Source organism: Vibrio sp. 2132-1, assembly GCF_033344315.1.
Genome location: NZ_JAWPON010000015.1, coordinates 110,469 through 127,279 on the forward strand (window position 1 = coordinate 110,469; position 16,811 = coordinate 127,279).

16 protein-coding genes and 1 riboswitch are annotated in these 16,811 nt (G+C 47.3%); of the genes, 5 read left to right on the plus strand and 11 right to left on the minus strand.

All coding sequences use genetic code 11. The annotated features are described in order from the left end of the window. The gene (locus R8N47_RS17400) at positions 1-732 is read right to left on the minus strand and encodes a glucose 1-dehydrogenase (protein ID WP_005383319.1); all 732 of its coding nucleotides are present in this window, start codon (positions 730-732) and stop codon (positions 1-3) included. Positions 733-741: 9 nt separating this feature from the next. Then, on the minus strand, positions 742-1,257 hold the full coding sequence (locus R8N47_RS17405) for a GNAT family N-acetyltransferase (RefSeq protein WP_054575246.1): 516 nt from the start codon (positions 1,255-1,257) through the stop codon (positions 742-744). A gap of 270 nt (positions 1,258-1,527) precedes the next feature. On the opposite strand from R8N47_RS17405, the gene R8N47_RS17410 reads away from it, so the two are divergent. Both R8N47_RS17410 and R8N47_RS17415 read left to right on the plus strand, forming a co-directional pair. Further along, complete coding sequence (locus R8N47_RS17410) at positions 1,528-2,622, plus strand: NapC/NirT family cytochrome c (protein WP_053304006.1); 1,095 nt, start codon at positions 1,528-1,530, stop codon at positions 2,620-2,622. 22 nt (positions 2,623-2,644) lie between these two features. Beyond that, on the plus strand, positions 2,645-5,092 hold the full coding sequence (locus R8N47_RS17415) for a trimethylamine-N-oxide reductase 2 (RefSeq protein WP_064354464.1): 2,448 nt from the start codon (positions 2,645-2,647) through the stop codon (positions 5,090-5,092). Between the two features lie 70 nt (positions 5,093-5,162). On the opposite strand, the gene R8N47_RS17420 is transcribed toward R8N47_RS17415, so the two are convergent. The 8 genes from R8N47_RS17420 to thiD all read right to left on the minus strand — a co-directional run bounded on the left by R8N47_RS17420 (position 5,163) and on the right by thiD (position 11,695). Beyond that, entirely contained in the window at positions 5,163-5,888 is a 726-nt protein-coding gene (locus R8N47_RS17420; RefSeq protein WP_005374297.1) for a phosphatase PAP2 family protein, read from the minus strand. Between the two features lie 210 nt (positions 5,889-6,098). After that, positions 6,099-6,713 (minus strand): thiamine phosphate synthase, encoded by a 615-nt coding sequence (thiE, locus tag R8N47_RS17425; RefSeq protein ID WP_005374296.1) that lies wholly within the window; start codon positions 6,711-6,713, stop codon positions 6,099-6,101. Positions 6,714-6,774: 61 nt separating this feature from the next. Further along, complete coding sequence (gene thiM, locus R8N47_RS17430) at positions 6,775-7,566, minus strand: hydroxyethylthiazole kinase (RefSeq protein ID WP_054578546.1); 792 nt, start codon at positions 7,564-7,566, stop codon at positions 6,775-6,777. 18 nt (positions 7,567-7,584) lie between these two features. Further along, positions 7,585-8,247: a thiaminase II gene (gene tenA, locus R8N47_RS17435; RefSeq protein ID WP_064354465.1), complete on the minus strand. Its 663-nt coding sequence runs from the start codon at positions 8,245-8,247 to the stop codon at positions 7,585-7,587. A gap of 54 nt (positions 8,248-8,301) precedes the next feature. Next, on the minus strand, positions 8,302-9,252 hold the full coding sequence (locus R8N47_RS17440) for an ABC transporter substrate-binding protein (protein ID WP_005374293.1): 951 nt from the start codon (positions 9,250-9,252) through the stop codon (positions 8,302-8,304). Positions 9,253-9,299: 47 nt separating this feature from the next. Beyond that, on the minus strand, positions 9,300-10,100 hold the full coding sequence (locus R8N47_RS17445) for an ABC transporter permease (protein WP_064354466.1): 801 nt from the start codon (positions 10,098-10,100) through the stop codon (positions 9,300-9,302). Further along, entirely contained in the window at positions 10,093-10,848 is a 756-nt protein-coding gene (locus R8N47_RS17450; protein WP_064354467.1) for an ABC transporter ATP-binding protein, read from the minus strand. Before R8N47_RS17450 ends, R8N47_RS17445 begins: the two co-directional genes overlap by 8 nt. Next, positions 10,838-11,695: a bifunctional hydroxymethylpyrimidine kinase/phosphomethylpyrimidine kinase gene (gene thiD, locus R8N47_RS17455; RefSeq protein WP_005383329.1), complete on the minus strand. Its 858-nt coding sequence runs from the start codon at positions 11,693-11,695 to the stop codon at positions 10,838-10,840. Before thiD ends, R8N47_RS17450 begins: the two co-directional genes overlap by 11 nt. Positions 11,696-11,792: 97 nt before the next feature. Then, positions 11,793-11,900, minus strand: a riboswitch (TPP riboswitch). Between the two features lie 311 nt (positions 11,901-12,211). Between thiD and R8N47_RS17460 the strand changes: the two genes are divergently transcribed. Both R8N47_RS17460 and R8N47_RS17465 read left to right on the plus strand, forming a co-directional pair. After that, positions 12,212-13,597 carry a TldD/PmbA family protein gene (locus R8N47_RS17460; RefSeq protein WP_064354468.1) on the plus strand — a complete coding sequence of 462 codons (1,386 nt, stop codon included), beginning with the start codon at positions 12,212-12,214 and terminating at the stop codon, positions 13,595-13,597. Beyond that, positions 13,597-14,940 carry a TldD/PmbA family protein gene (locus R8N47_RS17465; protein WP_064354469.1) on the plus strand — a complete coding sequence of 448 codons (1,344 nt, stop codon included), beginning with the start codon at positions 13,597-13,599 and terminating at the stop codon, positions 14,938-14,940. Before R8N47_RS17460 ends, R8N47_RS17465 begins: the two co-directional genes overlap by 1 nt. Before the next feature lie 77 nt (positions 14,941-15,017). On the opposite strand, the gene trmY is transcribed toward R8N47_RS17465, so the two are convergent. Beyond that, complete coding sequence (gene trmY / locus R8N47_RS17470; protein WP_017634347.1) at positions 15,018-15,617, minus strand: tRNA (pseudouridine(54)-N(1))-methyltransferase TrmY; 600 nt, start codon at positions 15,615-15,617, stop codon at positions 15,018-15,020. A 158-nt stretch (positions 15,618-15,775) separates the two neighbouring features. On the opposite strand from trmY, the gene R8N47_RS17475 reads away from it, so the two are divergent. Further along, positions 15,776-16,300 (plus strand): DUF3087 domain-containing protein, encoded by a 525-nt coding sequence (locus R8N47_RS17475; protein WP_064354470.1) that lies wholly within the window; start codon positions 15,776-15,778, stop codon positions 16,298-16,300. Positions 16,301-16,811 lie beyond the last annotated feature (511 nt).

Consider the following 16,811-nt stretch of genomic DNA (forward strand, 5'->3'; position numbering starts at 1 on the left):
CTATCTGCCCCCTGCAATATCGATAAATGATCCTGTGACATAAGAGGCTTCGTCACTTAATAGCCAAGCGATCGCATTTGCCACTTCTTCTACCGTGCCACCGCGTTTAAGAGGAATTTGAGGGCTGAGTCTATCTACTCGGTTTGGTTCTCCGCCGTCGGCATGCATATCAGTGTAAATGAAACCAGGTCGAACGCCATTGACGCGAATATTGCGCTCTGCCAACTCTAGCGAGAGCCCTTTAGTTAAGGTATCCATCGCGCCTTTTGATGTGGCGTAATCGACATACTCAAATGGCGCGCCTGAGCGCGACGCTCCAGAGGAGACATTCACAATTGCACCGCCTGCACTGAATCGCTTCGCCGCTTCTCGACAGCAGAGAAAACAGCTATTCACATTGGTGTTCATTACTTTCTGAAAGCGTTCCAAGCTGATTTCTGACAAAGGCGATTGAGTAAATAGGATGCCAACGTTGTTGACCAAGTGCGTCACTGCACCAAATTCACGTTCTGTTTCATCAAACAAGGAGAGCACTTGCTTCTCATCGGCTACGTCTGCGGCGATGGCAATCGCTTTGCCACCGTTTGCTTGTATTTCTGCCACAACTTGGTCGGCGGCCTCTTGCTGAGTGCGGTAATTAACGCAAACGCGATAGCCTTGCTCGGCCAGCTTTTTCGCCGCTGCGGCTCCAATGCCTCGGCTTGCGCCGGTAATGATGACTACTTTATTCAAAATACGTCCTTATTTTTGTAGTGAGTAGATTTTATCGGCGTAGGGTTTGCCACCAATTTGGTATGCGTCTGGAATGACCTCAATGAGTTCGAAACCACATTTTATCAGGACACGTTCTGACGCAATATTGCCTTCAGTGACCGTCGCGGAAAAGTGGTTGATGTTATGTGTCGAGGTTGCCCAGTATAGAAGCGCTTGAAGAGTTTCTGTTCCAAACTGTTGGTCATGAAATTCCGGCAAAAGTAAGTAACCTACCTCTGCCTTACCGTTTTCAATAGCAAAGCCAGTGATGCCGATGGGTTGTTCAGATTGCTTATCGAGTATTACAAGGCAAAGCCAATGCTGGCAATTTGGGGTCCATGGTAATAATCGCGAAGCAAATTTTTCTCTTATTTCTGTTTCGCTGGGACGATCGAAACAGAGCGCAATAACCTCTTGTTCGGAGAGTAATCGTTGAAAGAGTTCCCAGTCACTGGCTTTGATGGGTCTTAATTGGCTTCTGTGCGTCTCGATATAAACTGACATGCGTGTCCTTACTGCATCAATGTGGAGATTCAGTCTCTCATCCTCTTATCTGTTTAATCAAATAGTTGCATTCATAAAAGTGATTTATGTGGTGAATAGTTGGCTGGGTAATGGATTATTGCCATATATTCATCTTTGAGATGCAAATAACAAAATTTCATACTTGAGGCATACAGAGCAACACGGAAATGATGTGGATCAAGAGAGGACTACCCATAAAGTAGTAACTTGCGACCTATAATTACATTTTATTTGGAAGTGTTGCTAATTATGTCAATAAAAAAACGATATGTTGCCCTGCTGGTTGCTGCCGGCATTGGTGTGGGCTGGTTAACTTTGGGGGGGAGTGCGGTAGTAATGCATTACACCTCAGATACTGAATTTTGTCTCTCGTGCCACTCTATGGAAACCCCTTACAAAGAGTACCAAGGCTCAGTGCACTTCAGTAATGCGAAAGGCATTCGCGCGGAATGTTCTGACTGTCATATTCCTCAAGAACCAATGGATTACCTGATCACCAAAATTCGCGCGTCGAAAGATATCTACCATGAATTTGTGACAGGTAAGATCGACACGCCAGAGAAATATGAAGCACATCGTAAAGATATGGCTGAAACGGTATGGGCTCAGTTCCGTGAAAATGATTCAGCGACGTGTCGTTCGTGTCATGATTTCGATGCAATGGAAGAGTTTGAGCAATCACGTGATGCGGCGAAGATGCACGCTTACGCGAAAGCAAACGATCAAACGTGTATCGATTGTCATAAAGGTGTGGCGCACTTTGCACCAGAAGCAGAGCTAGACAGCAAGGCATTTGAAACGTTGATGAGCTTCACCACAAAAACATCACCTGGTGCCAAAGTCGTTTACCCTGTGACTGAAATCGCAATGGGTGAGATGGGTAAAATTAACCCAACGACGAAGTTGGAAGTAATCAGCTCTGAAGGCGACAACCGCACTGTTAAGTTGAACGCATTCCAAATGAAAGGCGCAGAGCAAGTGCTTTACATGGGAGAAGGTCAACGTGCCATCGTAGCAACGCTAACAGAGCAAGGCCAACAAGCGCTTGAAACTGGTGAATTTGAGGCAGATGTTTACGGCAACGAATGGCGCGCGGTTTCTCTAACTGGCGCTATTGATTCTCCAGTTGTTGACACGCTTGAACCAGTATGGTCATACGCAGAAGAGTTGGACAACGTTTACTGTGCAACTTGTCACGCGAAAATTCCTTCAAATCACTTCACAGTGAATGCATGGGGACCGGTAGCGAAAAGTATGGGTGATCGAACTGATATTTCAGCCGAGAACCTAGAAATTCTAACCAAGTTCTTCCAGCACCACGCGAAAGATGTGGTTGGTCACTAACGATAAATAGAAGGATAAGATTATGACTAATATGACCCGTCGCGGATTTCTAAAAGGCACTGGTATGGCGGCTGGTGCAATGGCATTCACTTCATTTGCACCTATGTCTGTTGCGTCTTCAAACCAGCGTGGCAAGGGCATTTTGACAGCGGGCCGCATGGGCCCAATGCTGTGTGAAGTGCAAGACGGTAAGCTGGTTTCAACCACGAACGCATTGCCACAAACGGTACCAAACAGCCTACAAAGCACCGGTCCTGACCAAGTGCACACTAAAGCGCGTGTTAAGTACCCAATGGTTCGCAAAGGTTACTTGGCAAACCCATCAGCTCCCGAAGGAGTTCGTGGCAGCGATGAATTTGTACGGGTGTCTTGGGATGAAGCTTACAAGCTGATACACGAGCAGCACATGCGCATTCGTAAAGAATATGGCCCGGCTTCTGTGTTTGCTGGTTCTTACGGCTGGCGTTCAAGTGGCGTGCTGCACAAAGCACAAACCTTGCTGCAACGTTACATGAGCATGGCGGGCGGTTATTCAGGCCACTTGGGTGACTACTCAACGGGTGCTGCGCAGATCATCATGCCGCACGTTGTGGGCTCTATCGAAGTGTACGAGCAACAAACCACGTACCCAGTGGTACTAGAGCACAGTGATGTGGTTGTGCTTTGGGGCTTAAACCCAATCAACACCCTAAAAATCGCGTGGAGCTCAACAGACTGTGCTGGTCTTGAATTCTTCCATCAATTGAAAAAATCAGGCAAGACGATCATTGCGATTGACCCAATTCGTTCTGAAACCATCGAGTTCTTTGGCGAGAATGCGGAGTGGATTGCTCCTCACCCAATGACCGACGTGGCAATGATGATGGGTATCGCACACACCTTAGTGAAACAAGGTAAGCACGATAAAGCCTTCCTCGATAAATACACCGCAGGTTACGACAAGTTTGAAGCGTACCTGATGGGCGAAGAAGACGGCGTAGAAAAATCAGCAGAATGGGCATCACAAATCTGTGGCGTACCTGCGAAGCAACTTGAGCTACTGGCTGACATCTTCAGTAAAAACCGCACCATGCTGATGGCTGGTTGGGGCATGCAGCGCCAACAATACGGTGAGCAGCGTCACTGGATGCTGGTTACACTGGCAACAATGTTGGGTCAAATCGGTTTACCGGGCGGTGGTTTTGGTTTCTCTTACCACTACTCAAACGGTGGTAACCCTGCTCGTGATGCTGGCGTACTTCCTGCGATTTCGGCATCGCTGGGTGGCGGCTCTTCTGCGGGGAACGACTGGGCGGTGTCTGGCGCGGTGCAAAGCTTCCCTGTGGCGCGTATTGTCGAGGCGTTGGAAAACCCAGGTCAATCCTACCATCATAACGGTCATGAACTGACGTTCCCGGACATCAAGATGATTTGGTGGGCAGGTGGTGCGAACTTTACTCACCACCAAGACACCAACCGTCTGATCAAAGCGTGGCAAAAGCCTGAGCTGATCGTGATTTCAGAGCCTTACTGGACGGCGGCTGCGAAGCACGCGGACATTGTTCTGCCAATCACCACATCGTTCGAGCGTAACGACTTAACGATGACGGGTGACTACAGTAACCAACACTTGGTGCCAATGAAGCAAGTGGTTGAGCCGCAAGGTGAAGCGCGTAATGACTTCGATGTATTCGCGGACATGGCCGAGATGCTAGCTCCGGGTGGCCGTGACGTATACACCGAAGGCAAAACTGAAATGGAATGGCTGTACGGCTTCTACAAGGCGGCGCAACAAGGTGGCCGTGGCTCTCGCGTAGCAATGCCGAACTTCAGCAAGTTCTGGGAAGATAACCAACTGATCGAGATGAAGTGGAACGAGAAGAACGCACAGTTTGTTCGTTACGCAGATTTCCGTGAAGACCCGATCATGAATCCACTCGGTACACCAAGTGGTAAGATCGAAATCTTCTCGAAAACCATTGAAGGTTATCAGTTGGAAGACTGTCCTCCACACCCAACGTGGATGGCACCAACCGAGTACACTGGCAATGCAAAAGACGGCGAGTTGCAGCTAATGACCGCGCACGCAGCGCATCGTCTACACAGCCAGTTTAACTACGCGAAGATTCGCGAAGAGTACGCAATTGCAAACCGTGAACCTATTTGGATTCACCCTGAAGATGCGAAAGCGCGTGGTATTAAAACGGGCGATTTAGTTCGTGCGTTTAACAACCGTGGCCAAGTATTGGTTGGTGCAGAAGTGACTGACCGAATCAAGCAAGGTTCAGTGTGTATTCATGAAGGCGGCTGGCCGGATCTGGATCCGAAAACCGGCATTTGTAAGAACGGCGGTTGTAACGTGTTAACGTTGGATATTCCGACCTCTCGACTTGCAAACGGCTGTGCGGCGAACTCGGCGCTGGTTCGTATTGAAAAATACACTGGCCCAGAATTAGAACTAACAGCGTTTGAACCACCAAGAAATGGTTAGAAAAAAGTAGCGTTTTAAAGCAAGAAGCCAGCGAATCGCTGGCTTCTTTTTTATCTAGTAATCGTTCACATTAGCGCGAAGCGAGAGAAACAAATGGCATCTGTTTCTTAATTTGAAATGTCGGGAGTAAAGTAAATACAATCGCGACAAACAAGACTGAGCCTATTAAATCTTCAGGGCGATGCATCCCCAGCCATAAGCGGCTATATGCGACGCTCATTCCCCACATCCATAATGACAGTGCAGAGATATAGCACTTGTTCTGTAAGAACAACCCGCCAAAGAAAGCCAAACAAATCGAAACGAAAATCGTATGGCCGGATGGGAAAGAATAGTCTTTCTCGCCTTGCCAATGGCGCGTTCGCCAATCACTGACGTGTTCAGAAATCTGGTTAATTACGTTGGCTTGCTGCTTTGTATCCAACTGATAAAACGCGTCTGGGTGCTCAATCAATTGTTCTGCTGCGAGCAATTCCGTGTAGGGACGCGGGCTTTCTGTCATCAGTTTTAGCCCCGTTTTGCTGGCAAAACCAATCACCAGTAACAACCCTAACATTGAGAGTTTTTGTATCCACTCAATGCGACTTGGTTTAAAGCGAAATAAAGAAAGCAGTAGCAGTGTTAACGTAATTAAAAAGCCTTTGCTACCAGCAGAATCTGTGAGCAAAGTAAAAGTAATACCCAGACTTTCCGGCACCTGTGAAGTGAGATTGTGATAAGAGCCAAACAGCGACATTGGGATGATGCCAAGAACAAACAAGGCGAGCATCATCAATCCATATTTTTTGGTTTTCATTGAGAGCGTTTTGTTTTTATTGAGGGTTATTCAACCACGTGAAAATAAGGGGCTTATCTTACGTTATCTGGCGTGAAAAACTTATCAACGCTCTGTCAATTCGAGCGTGAAAGTGACATTGCAGCTCTTCGTTGTGAAAGGAGAGGTTGTTGAAAGTACTGAAAGGCAAACGCGCTCATCCATAAGCGCTTTGTTCAGGCGTGAGCAAGGTTAGCTCATCAACCCTAATAAATATTCCGATGCGGCTTTTGGATCTTCTGCGTGGCAAATCGCTGAAACCAAAGCTAAGCCATGAACACCAGTGGCGCTGAGTTGCGGAATGTTACTTTCGTTAATGCCGCCAATGGCAACAATCGGCAGTGAAGTCGTCTCTAACGCCATCTTCAAGCCATCAATACCCCAGAACTTCTTGGTGTTGGTTTTGGTCGGCGTCGCGAAGATTGCGCTCAAGCCGATGTAATCAATCGGAAGAGAGTCCGCTTCTGCAAGCTGCTCTTCATTTTCGATGGATAAGCCGAGGATTTTGTTTGGTCCAATCAACTCACGAGCGATAGTTGCGGGCATGTCTGATTGCCCGAGGTGAACCCCATCGGCATCAACTGCCAGTGCAACATCAACGCGGTCATTGATGATCAAAGGCACATTGGTATCTTTAAGGATGTCTTTCACGGCTTGAGCACGTTCGATAAACGCACGCACATCGCCGTGTTTTTCGCGGACTTGTACCATGGTCACGCCACCTTCCACGGCTTTTCTCACAACACGCTTTAGTGTGGCTAAATCTTGTTGGTCATCGGTGACCAAATATAAACGATAGGCGTTCATTTTGTTTCCTTTGGGCCTCTCATCTACAGGGAGTGAGAGGCCGGTATTTGTTAGAGAAAGCTTAACTCACTTGGAGTTTTAGGCGTTTTGCCAGTGTTTCTTCATCCAGTTGGTAAAGCTCATCCAACAGGTTCATTTGCAGACTGCCTGGCCCTCGCGCTTGCTCAGCCGCAATTTCACCCACAACGCCCAGTACCGCCGCGGCAGCAAGTCCGGAGTGATCACCAACAGCAGCGAAAGCACCCGTCAGTGCCGTTAGTGTGCAGCCCATTCCGGTTACGTATGGCATCATCTCGTGACCGTTGTTTAGCTGCACAGTTTGCTCTTTCGTGATGATGTAATCAGTCTCGCCAGAAATCACCACACTTGCACCATACTCTGAAACTAAGAAGTTCGCTGCGCCAAGTGCTGCGTCGCTGCTGTCTAGTGCATCGACGCCTTTGCTTTGTGCTTGCTCGCCAGCGAGAGCGATGATTTCTGAGGCGTTACCACGAATGATCAACTTGTCTGCAAGGCGTGCGATCTCACGTGATGTCTCGGTACGCAGTGAGCTTGCTCCACAACCGACGGGGTCGAGTACAACGATTTTGCCATTGGTATTGGCTTGCTCTACGGCATAGCTCATGCGCGGCGTCCAAACGCTGTCTAGGGTGCCGATGTTGATCACCAAAGCGCCAGCAAACGACATCATTTCTGCCATTTCTTGCTTTGAATGCGCCATGATTGGCGAAGCTCCGATAGCCAGCAAAGCGTTCGCCGTGTTGTTCATCACCACGTAGTTGGTAATGTTCACGACTAAAGGCTTTTGCTGACGCACTGCGGTTAATGCTTGAGTGATTTGTTCTATTAACATGAGATTCTCCAATTAACCTTATTGTGCGTTTAGACCTTGTTGCCAAAACGCCACTTCCATACGCGTTGCAGTTTTGAAGACCTGAATTAGGTTTTGACCGCGCTGGCTGTGGATGTCGATTTCCGCCAATAACTGATTAAAGTGCTCTGCACCTTTTGCGACACCAGATTGGAACTCTTCACCACCGTAGAGGTTGATCCAACTTGCGTATGGGTTGCCTTCGATTACCGTGTTCTCATCTTCAATCAGCATCTTACCGATTACGGCATAACCGATTGAGCATGGCGCTAGTGCCGCGTATAGATCAACAAGATCGCCGGTCATTCCCGCATCCAGTACGTAGCGCGTGTAAGCCACCGTGCCAAAATCTTCCGGCTCGTTTTCGAGATCAGATTCCGTCAATCCCCACTGACCGCAGTAGGTCACATGGTGGGCAATCTCTGAATCTAAAAGCGCATGTACACTTGGTAGTGCGCGGCGCATGTCGTCTAACGTACGTGCTTTGTAGATTGCCAGCGCATAAGCTCGCGCGTACTGTTTTAGGAATAAGAAATCTTGTTTCAAGTAATGCAGAAAACAAGGTTGAGCCAGTGTGCCTTTGGCTAATTGCTGCACGAAGGCATGCTCGGTGTATTCTTGCCAATCTTGGCGGCAAGCGTCGATCAAATCTTGGTATTTCATAATGAGTATCTCGTTATCAAAAGACCCTAGGCTTAGATCCTAAGGTCAGTAGAATTAGTCAAAGCTCGGTACGTAATCTTTCGCTTTTGGCAGTGTTTCGATGATGTTTTGTGAATACATGAACTGCGCATAATCATCGTAGCGTTTCAGATCTACTGCGGATGGACGAAGAGCGAAACGAGTTAGCGTGTCGTTCCAAGCGCGTTGGTTAAGCTCGTTGTTGAGGGTGTCTGGTGAATAAGCCACAAACTCTTTCCAAGATTCTTTTGGATGGTTAACGATGTAAGTGGTCGCTTGCTCTAGTGCTTTGTTGAATGCCTTGATGGCTTCTTTGTCGTAGTTTTTTGCATTGGCTACGAAGACTAACTCGTCATACGCTGGCACGCCGTGTTCTTCAGGGAAGAAGGCCTTAGCTTTATAACCTTCTAGTGCCAGTTGGTTGGTTTCGAAGTTACGTAGACCGCCCCAAATCGCATCCACCTTGCCAGACGCAAGAGACGAAGACAGCGCCCAACCTACGTTGATGATTTGTACGTCAGAAAACTTCACGTTTTCTTGCGCTAGCATGGTGCCGATTGTCGCTTCTTCGTTGCCTGCGATCGCAATACCGATCTTCTTGCCTTTTAAGTCGCCAAGGTTTTCATTCTTACCGTTGTCCAACACCATCAACGTGTTGAGTGGCGTAGCAATCAAAGTCGCAGAGCGGATTAGTGGCAAACCAGCCGCGACATCGATGGTTAGGCTTGGTTGGTAAGAAATCGCCATGTCGACTTTACCCGCCGCGACCAACTTAGGTGGCGTGCTTGGATCTGCCGGCTCCTGAATGTTGACCTTCAAACCTTGCTCTTTGAAGTAACCACGCTCTTTGGCAATCACGATAGGACCATGGTTTGGATTGACGAACCAATCCAACATCAGTGTCATCTCTTTTTCAGCGGCAAGAACGTTGGTTGATACCACTGAAGCGAGTAGAGCAGCAGCGCTCATAAGTTTGTTTTTATTCACGGGGTTCTTCCTTTTCTTTCCCAATTTTCTTTGGTTATTTTCTGTAATTATTTGCTTTCCCAAGGGATGGCTTTTTTCAATAACTTATCGGTGATGAAGTAGAGTGAGATAGACAGTACGGCGAGGATAAACAGCGCCGCAAACATCTCGTCAATGATCATGCGAGCGTTGGCTTGGAGCATCAGATAACCCAAGCCTTCGCTTGAACCTACCCACTCACCGACCACTGCTCCAATTGGCGCAATAACGACGGCAACACGAATACCTGAGGCTAAAGTTGGTAGTGCGGCTGGCAATTGAATATGACGAAGTAGCTGCCATTTAAACGCGCCCATGGTCTTGGCAAGGTCGAGGTAACCTGTTGGCGTATTGCGCAAGCCGTCATAGCAACATGTCGTGACGGGGAAAAAGATGATGATCGCCGCCATGACTACTTTTGATGCAATGCCGTAACCCAGCCAAAGCATGAGCACTGGCGCGATGGCGAACACAGGGATCGCTTGGCTAGCAATCAGAATAGGCAATAACCAACGCTTCAGCGGCTCGAACATCAGCATTTGCAATGCGAACAGCAAACCCATCGATAATCCAAGCGCCAAGCCAAATAAGATCTCTTGCGCGGTAACCCAAGTATGTTTGAGCAGGACATCGTAACGAGTGACCAATCTATCCAGCACTTCAATTGGTGAAGGTAAGATGAAGCTTGGCATGTCGAATATCACCACGACCAACTGCCACAATCCCAAGATCACCGCTGTGCTGATAACTAAGCGCAGAGCCGGATGGGTCACGCGTTCTTTTTTACTAATACGTGCCGAAACGGAGTTGTACTGAGTCATATCACTCATAGTCTTTCTCCAATTGATCCAAAATCGCTTGTTGAAGCGCGGCGCACTCTCCATCGAGAACTCGGGGCGGCTTGGAGTCTGGAACGACCAAGTGCTGAGCTTGCGCAGGTGTGCCTTGCAACACATAGAGTTGGTGAGCTAATCGCACCGCTTCTTGTGGGTCGTGGGTAATCAGAACAACCGTCTTATCTTTCAGCAATTCGGCAGACAAGGTTTGCAACTTATGACGAGTAACCGCGTCCAGTGCAGAGAAAGGCTCATCCATCAGAACTAGAGGCTTGTCTTGCATCAGAGTGCGAGCAAGGGCAACACGTTGTCTCATGCCGCCAGAGAGCTGAGCTGGCTTAGCATCCGCGTAATCGGCGAGTCCCACTTGGCTTAGTAAAATCAGTGCACGTTGTCTATTTTTCTCTGGTGCTTGCTCTTGAGAAAATCGAGAACTGAGGCAGACGTTGTCTAACACATTCAACCACGGTAGCAATAAATCCTGCTGAGCCATGTAAGCGATACGGTCATGCAGTGCAGCGCCATCCGTTGTGATGAGTTCGCCATGCCAGTCAACTTGGTCATCCAGCAGGCCAGCTAAGTAACGCAATATTGTGGTTTTCCCGCAGCCACTTCGTCCGAGTAATACCGTCCATTTACCGACGGGAATGGTCATGTTCATTCCTGCTAAAGTCGGTGTTTGGCTATCTTTGTATCGCAGACTAGCATCGGAAAGCTGAATGCCAATCGCGTTAGCGAACATAAGTATGGCCCGCAAAAAAGTGGTTCACAGGGCCATGGCCTTTACCTACATCCAATTCATCAGCGTGTGCGATAGCTTGGCTGATGTACTGCTTACCCAGGTGCACCGCTTTGTGTAGGTTGTTGCCTTGGCCAAGATAAGACGCGATAGCAGAAGACAGCGTGCAGCCTGTGCCATGAGTGTTTTTGGTTGGAAAGCGTTTAGCGCTGATTAACTCGGCACTGTCTTGCATGATAAGCAGATCGTTGCTGTTTTCATTTTCTTCAAGGTGACCGCCTTTGAGCAGAATAGCTTTGGCGCCAAGCGCACGAAGGTCGGTAATCATATCGTTCATTTCAGATTCTGATTGAGGCATTGGCTTACCCGTCAATGCTGCGCCTTCGGGTAGGTTAGGGGTAATGATGTCTGCGAGCGGAATCAATTCTTCTTTTAAAGTGCTGATTGCCGACTGTTCCAGTAATAGATCACCGCTAGTGGCCACCATTACAGGGTCAATCACGAGGTGTTTTGGCTGGTATTGCTTAATTTTGTCTGCAACGACTTTGATGATGTTGGAATCGGCCAGCATGCCCACTTTGACTGCAACGATGTTGAGGTCGGTAAATACTGCATCAAGTTGGCTCTCTACATGGTCGAGAGGAATGGGGAAAATCGCAGAAACGCCTTGGGTATTTTGCGAAGTAATCGCCGTGATTACCGAGCAAGCAAAACTGCCGGTTGCGGACATCGCTTTGATGTCGGCTTGAATACCTGCACCGCCACCACTGTCTGAGCCCGCGATGGTCAATACGATAGGGGTAGGCAAGGCTGGCGTGTGATGTGAATGAGGTTGTGATTGCTGCGTCATGGTCGCTCCTACTACAAGACGTATAGGAACTGACTTTGACCGTTGCAGATAGATCGATTTTTCGATCGCTATCGCTTACCTAAGAGGGGCGACGAAAGGCAAAGTGTGCATAGTTCCCTACGTCAGTGCTAACTGAATCAGGTTCAACGGGTCTCGAATTTCGATCTCAGCCAACACTTGTCGTGTGGCCCCCCGACTATTTCGTTCGGATGATAGCAGGACCATTGCGGAAGGGATACGTTTTTTGAGCGTAATTATAATGAGTATTCAATTATGCGAGGTGAGTGATAAAGTAAGCACCTAAATGGTTTGCTGTGTGGAATTTACTAGTGCAACGCTCTGGTGAATGAGCAGAACCTGAAATATTTAATAAATAATCGTGGTCTCGTTAAGCAAGGATTAGCACAAAACAAGGTTAAAAAACTGTTAAAATTTAACGTGTTGCCAATTTAACTTTGTTGAACTTTTTCACAGTTAATTAGGAAGGCTAAGACGATCATCGAGCAAGGAGACTTCATGCTTAATTCTGTAACAGCGAAGTCAGTGATCGATCATGCACTCTTTTTGGGGGCTGATTTCGCTGAACTATTCGTTGAACATCACCAAACCAACACTGTCCAGATCTCATCTGGTGAAGTGGATAAGGTTAACTCGGGTATCGATTTTGGTATCGGTATTCGTCTTTTTTTCGGTCATAAGGTGCTTTACGGTTACACCAACAGCACAGATGAAGCCGAACTAAAGCGCGTAACCTCGCTGCTTGCTGCAAAAGACAAGCGTGAGCAAATCGCGTCAGCGGGTTCTTTGAATTTGAACCGCTACCCAATCCAACATGGTTGCCGCATGTCGCTAAGTAAGGATGCTAACCTAGATTCAAAAATCGCGTTTCTATTGAAAGTTGACCAAGCCGCACGTGCTGAGAGTGAGCATATCAGCCAGTTTATTGGCAGCGTTCTTCAGCGCGAGCAACAAGTGTCTATCTTCAACTCAGAAGGTCTACACGTTGACGATACTCGCCACTACATTCGTGTTGCTGGTAACACTGTCGCGCAAAAAGGTAATGAGCAGTCTTCTGGTATGGAAGGTCCTGGCGCTCTTGCTGGTTGGGAATTCAGTGAACAGCTTGATGCCAAAGAGCTAGGTCAAACTATCGCGCAGCAAGCGTTAGTAAAACTTGGCGCGGATGCTTGTCCATCGGGTGAAATGCCGGTGGTGATTGGTAACGGCTTTGGCGGCGTTATCTTCCATGAAGCATGTGGTCACTTGCTAGAAACCACTTCAGTTGCGAAGAAAGCATCAGTCTTCCACGACAAGATGGGCGAAATGGTTGCTCACACCGCAGTGAATGCAGTCGATGATGGCACCATGACCAACGAATGGGGCTCGATTCACATTGATGATGAAGGTATGAAGACTCAGCGCACTCAACTGATCAAAGACGGTAAGCTAACCAGCTTCATGGTCGATAAAATGGGTGGCATGAAGACAGGTTATGAGCCTACGGGTTCTGGTCGTCGTCAAAACTACAAGTTCGCACCAACCTCGCGCATGCGTAACACCTTTATCGAAGAGGGCGAGCATTCACTTAATGACATGCTGGCAGGCATCGAACGTGGTATCTATGCGAAGAAGATGGGCGGTGGCTCTGTTCAACCGGGTACGGGGGAGTTTAACTTTGCTGTTCGTGAAGCCTACCTCATTGAAAATGGCAAAATCACCAAGCCTCTGAAAACAGCAACGCTGATCAGCACGGGTCCAAAAGTGTTGAAAGAAATCAGCATGGTCGGCAAAGACATGGCGCTTGCGCCGGGCATGTGTGGTTCCGTGAGTGGTTCAGTACCAACAACTGTCGGTCAGCCAACGCTGAAAGTAGATAACATTCTGGTAGGAGGCGGTAACTAATGAGCCAAGAACAACACATTCTTAATGCGGTTGATTACGTCCTATCAGAAGCAAAACGCCAAGGTGCAGAAGCGGACGTCATTGTAAACCGTAACAGTAGCTTTTCTTTGAAAGCGAACCAAGGAAAGCTGGATGAGTACAAAGTAAGCTCAAGCCAAGTGCTGGGTGTTCGTGTTGTGAAAGATGCGCGTGTTGCAACGAGCTATTCTGAGTCATTAGAACAACCAAGCTTAGATTTGATGCTGACTAATGCACTGCAAAGCGCTCGTTTTTCCAAGCAAGATGAACATCAGACCATTAGTTGTGTGAACAGCCAAATCACGACTGACGTGGCTGAGATTGCTCAAGAAGACACAACTTCGGTTGATGAAAAAATTGAACTGTCTCTCGCACTTGAGCAAGGCGTAGTGGCTCTGCCTCACGCTTCTAGCGCACCTTACAATGGTTACAGCGATGGCGAAACACAACTGATCATTGCCAATACTCAAGGCACATTGTGTCAACACTTCGAGCGCTCGTTCACTTGTTACGCGTATACCTTGTTTGAAAAAGACGGCAAACAGTCAATGGCGGGTAGAATGTCACTTGGTCGCCGTTTTGATGAGTTGAATCCAGCTTACTGTATAGAAGGTGGCTACAACCTTGCTCGTGATCTTCTGGAAGGCGCTCCGGTTGCGACAGGTAACTACCCTGCTATTTTCCACATCAATGCGCTAGCAAGTTTATTCGGTGCTTTCGGCAGTGCTTTCTCTGGCGTAAGCGCGATGAAAGGCATTACGCCACTGGGTGACAAGCTTGGTCAACGTGTTGCGAGTGATTTAATTACCTTTACTGATACGGCTTACATGCCAAATGGTATGGCAATCGCGAGTTTTGATAGTGAAGGCTTCGCTACTCAAGATAATGTCATGATTGCTAATGGTGAGTTGAAAACCTTGCTACACAACAGCCAGACCGCAAGTTACTTGGGCGCAGTCTCGACAGCAAGTGCCGCTCGCGGTGCAAAATCGAGCCTAGACGTATCAGCGAATCACAAAGTGATTGCGACGGGTAACAGCAGTGCGTCAGAAGTAAAAGCGGGTGAGTACCTAGAGTTAGTCGAACTTCAAGGTGTCCATTCTGGTGCGGATGCAGTGAGTGGTGATTTCTCATTTGGCGCGAGTGGTTTCTTGTGCCGTGATGGTAAGCGCATTCAACCAGTTCGTGGGATCACGGTAGCGGGTAACTTCTACAATATGCTGCAAGAAGTTGAGGCAGTAGGTGATACTCAGCTAATTAACGATAGCCGAACTTTCTTCTCGCCAGACGTTCGTTTTGCTCGTTTGAGCATTGGTGGTAAGTAAACTTAGCATTACTATAGAAACAAAAAGAGGACTCAATAGAGTCCTCTTTCATTATCTAGCAACGTGTGCGCGAATAACTAGAATTCGCGTATGTCCAACTCATTGTGGATCAATACTACACACTGAGAAGCGAAAAGCATCTTAGGACCTAAGCTGATCTTCTCTGTGCCAAGGCGCTTTAAGCTGTTGAACGACTTCTTCGGCATCGGAATGTGATCGGTTAGTAAGAAACATGGATTTTCACCAATTTCTGCGTCACGAACAAATTCGCCTTTCTTGTCCAACATATAAAGTTGGTGGTCTTCCGCCAGTTCTTGCACCAAGCGTTCAAAGCTCACTGTACGAACCGTAATACCGGGTTCAACTTCACGAAGCTGCTCTTTACCCATACCAACCGAAGCATCCAAAGCGCGAGCCACTGCTGCAATCAAGGTTGACTCATGGAAGCCGCCAATGTTGGTGATGTCGTTGGAGCGAATAGTAATGGTGCGTGAGAAGTCTTTTGTGCTTTCCAAAACCAAGTGAACAACCACATCTTCACGGTGTGATTGAGCAACGAACATAGTGTTCATCATGGTATGAGCAAGAATCTCTGTATGCGCTTCATTACCAACACCTTCTAACAGTGCTTTGCTGGTGGTTGGCGCCGCGCGAGCTCGTAAAACAAAAGAGCGCATGAATTTAGCCTCTATATAGGAAGAGTGAATGCGCGGAAGTATATACCCAAGCAGGGAAGGGATGCGAGTTTAATAGCAAATGTGAACTTACTTACAAAGCTTCGATTGTCGTGCGGAGTGCGCTGGTTAAAATAGAGGGAACCTGTTAGGAGCGGTATATGGAAATCAAACAGATAAATAAAGACATTTATAAAAAGAAAGTAAGCCTTGTGATTGGCGGTTTTGTTGCGTTGCTCGCCATCTCTTCTCTTGCCTTTAGTACCTTGCTGATTGTTTTGTTTGGCAACACTGAAGTCGTACCAGAACAATCAACGGGCAATTTCCATTGGAATTTGATTGGTGTCGTTCTCGCAGTTGCAACTTCCCTCTCTTTATTGAATCAAATTAAAACTCGACCATACATGGAAGAAGTGCTGTACGTTTGGAAACTCAAGCAACTGCACAACAAAATCTTTCGTAAACTAAAAAGCATTAAAGCAGCCGCGAGCAATGACAATGTAAAAGCGCTCACTACGCTTAAGTTCTATTACACCACGCAACGCCAAGTGTTTGAGTTAGACAACAACACACTGACGATGAGCAGTGTTAATAAAGAATTGGAGGCTATCGAGCAAATCGAAGCGGCGCAATCACTGGATCTTGATATCACCAGCTTTAAAGAGAGCTGGGTAGACACATACTGATTGCCTATTTGTTACTTGAAGTTAACAACTGAGTGCTAAAATTAAGCGTTTGAGTGAGATTTAATCACTCGATGCTTTTTTTTCAAGTTTTTTTCTAAAAAGGGGTTGCCAAGAAAAATCATCTCCCTATAATGCGCCTCCGTTGTCAGGGCAAAGCGGAAACGCAAAAGCAATTGGCAATAAGGCGAAAGAAAGGTTCTAAAAATTAATTTTAAAAAGTGTTTGACACTGAAAGTTAATTCCTTAGAATACGCCTCCGCTTCGATAGCAAAGCTTATGAAGCAAGCTCTTTAACAATATAGACCTATCAATCTGTGTGGGCACTCGTTGATGATAATCCAATTCGATACCTCGGTATCAAATTAGGTTTCAATGAAACGAAGTGACCATTGAATCTTCGGATTCAGCACAGTCAATTCAAACATTACTTATGTAATGTTCAGTATTCATTGAGCCGAACAAAATCTTAAATTGAAGAGTTTGATCATGGCTCAGATTGAACGCTGGCGGC

Bases quoted from the DNA above. Each gene is read 5' to 3' on its own strand.
- R8N47_RS17405 (WP_054575246.1), bottom strand. From the start codon at position 1,257: ATGTCAGTTTATATCGAGACGCACAGAAGCCAATTAAGACCCATCAAA.
- R8N47_RS17410 (WP_053304006.1), top strand. From the start codon at position 1,528: ATGTCAATAAAAAAACGATATGTTGCCCTGCTGGTTGCTGCCGGCATT.
- R8N47_RS17415 (WP_064354464.1), top strand. From the start codon at position 2,645: ATGACTAATATGACCCGTCGCGGATTTCTAAAAGGCACTGGTATGGCG.
- R8N47_RS17420 (WP_005374297.1), bottom strand. From the start codon at position 5,888: ATGAAAACCAAAAAATATGGATTGATGATGCTCGCCTTGTTTGTTCTT.
- thiE (WP_005374296.1), bottom strand. From the start codon at position 6,713: ATGAACGCCTATCGTTTATATTTGGTCACCGATGACCAACAAGATTTA.
- thiM (WP_054578546.1), bottom strand. From the start codon at position 7,566: ATGTTAATAGAACAAATCACTCAAGCATTAACCGCAGTGCGTCAGCAA.
- tenA (WP_064354465.1), bottom strand. From the start codon at position 8,247: ATGAAATACCAAGATTTGATCGACGCTTGCCGCCAAGATTGGCAAGAA.
- R8N47_RS17445 (WP_064354466.1), bottom strand. From the start codon at position 10,100: ATGAGTGATATGACTCAGTACAACTCCGTTTCGGCACGTATTAGTAAA.
- R8N47_RS17450 (WP_064354467.1), bottom strand. From the start codon at position 10,848: ATGTTCGCTAACGCGATTGGCATTCAGCTTTCCGATGCTAGTCTGCGA.
- thiD (WP_005383329.1), bottom strand. From the start codon at position 11,695: ATGACGCAGCAATCACAACCTCATTCACATCACACGCCAGCCTTGCCT.
- R8N47_RS17460 (WP_064354468.1), top strand. From the start codon at position 12,212: ATGCTTAATTCTGTAACAGCGAAGTCAGTGATCGATCATGCACTCTTT.
- R8N47_RS17465 (WP_064354469.1), top strand. From the start codon at position 13,597: ATGAGCCAAGAACAACACATTCTTAATGCGGTTGATTACGTCCTATCA.
- trmY (WP_017634347.1), bottom strand. From the start codon at position 15,617: ATGCGCTCTTTTGTTTTACGAGCTCGCGCGGCGCCAACCACCAGCAAA.
- R8N47_RS17475 (WP_064354470.1), top strand. From the start codon at position 15,776: ATGGAAATCAAACAGATAAATAAAGACATTTATAAAAAGAAAGTAAGC.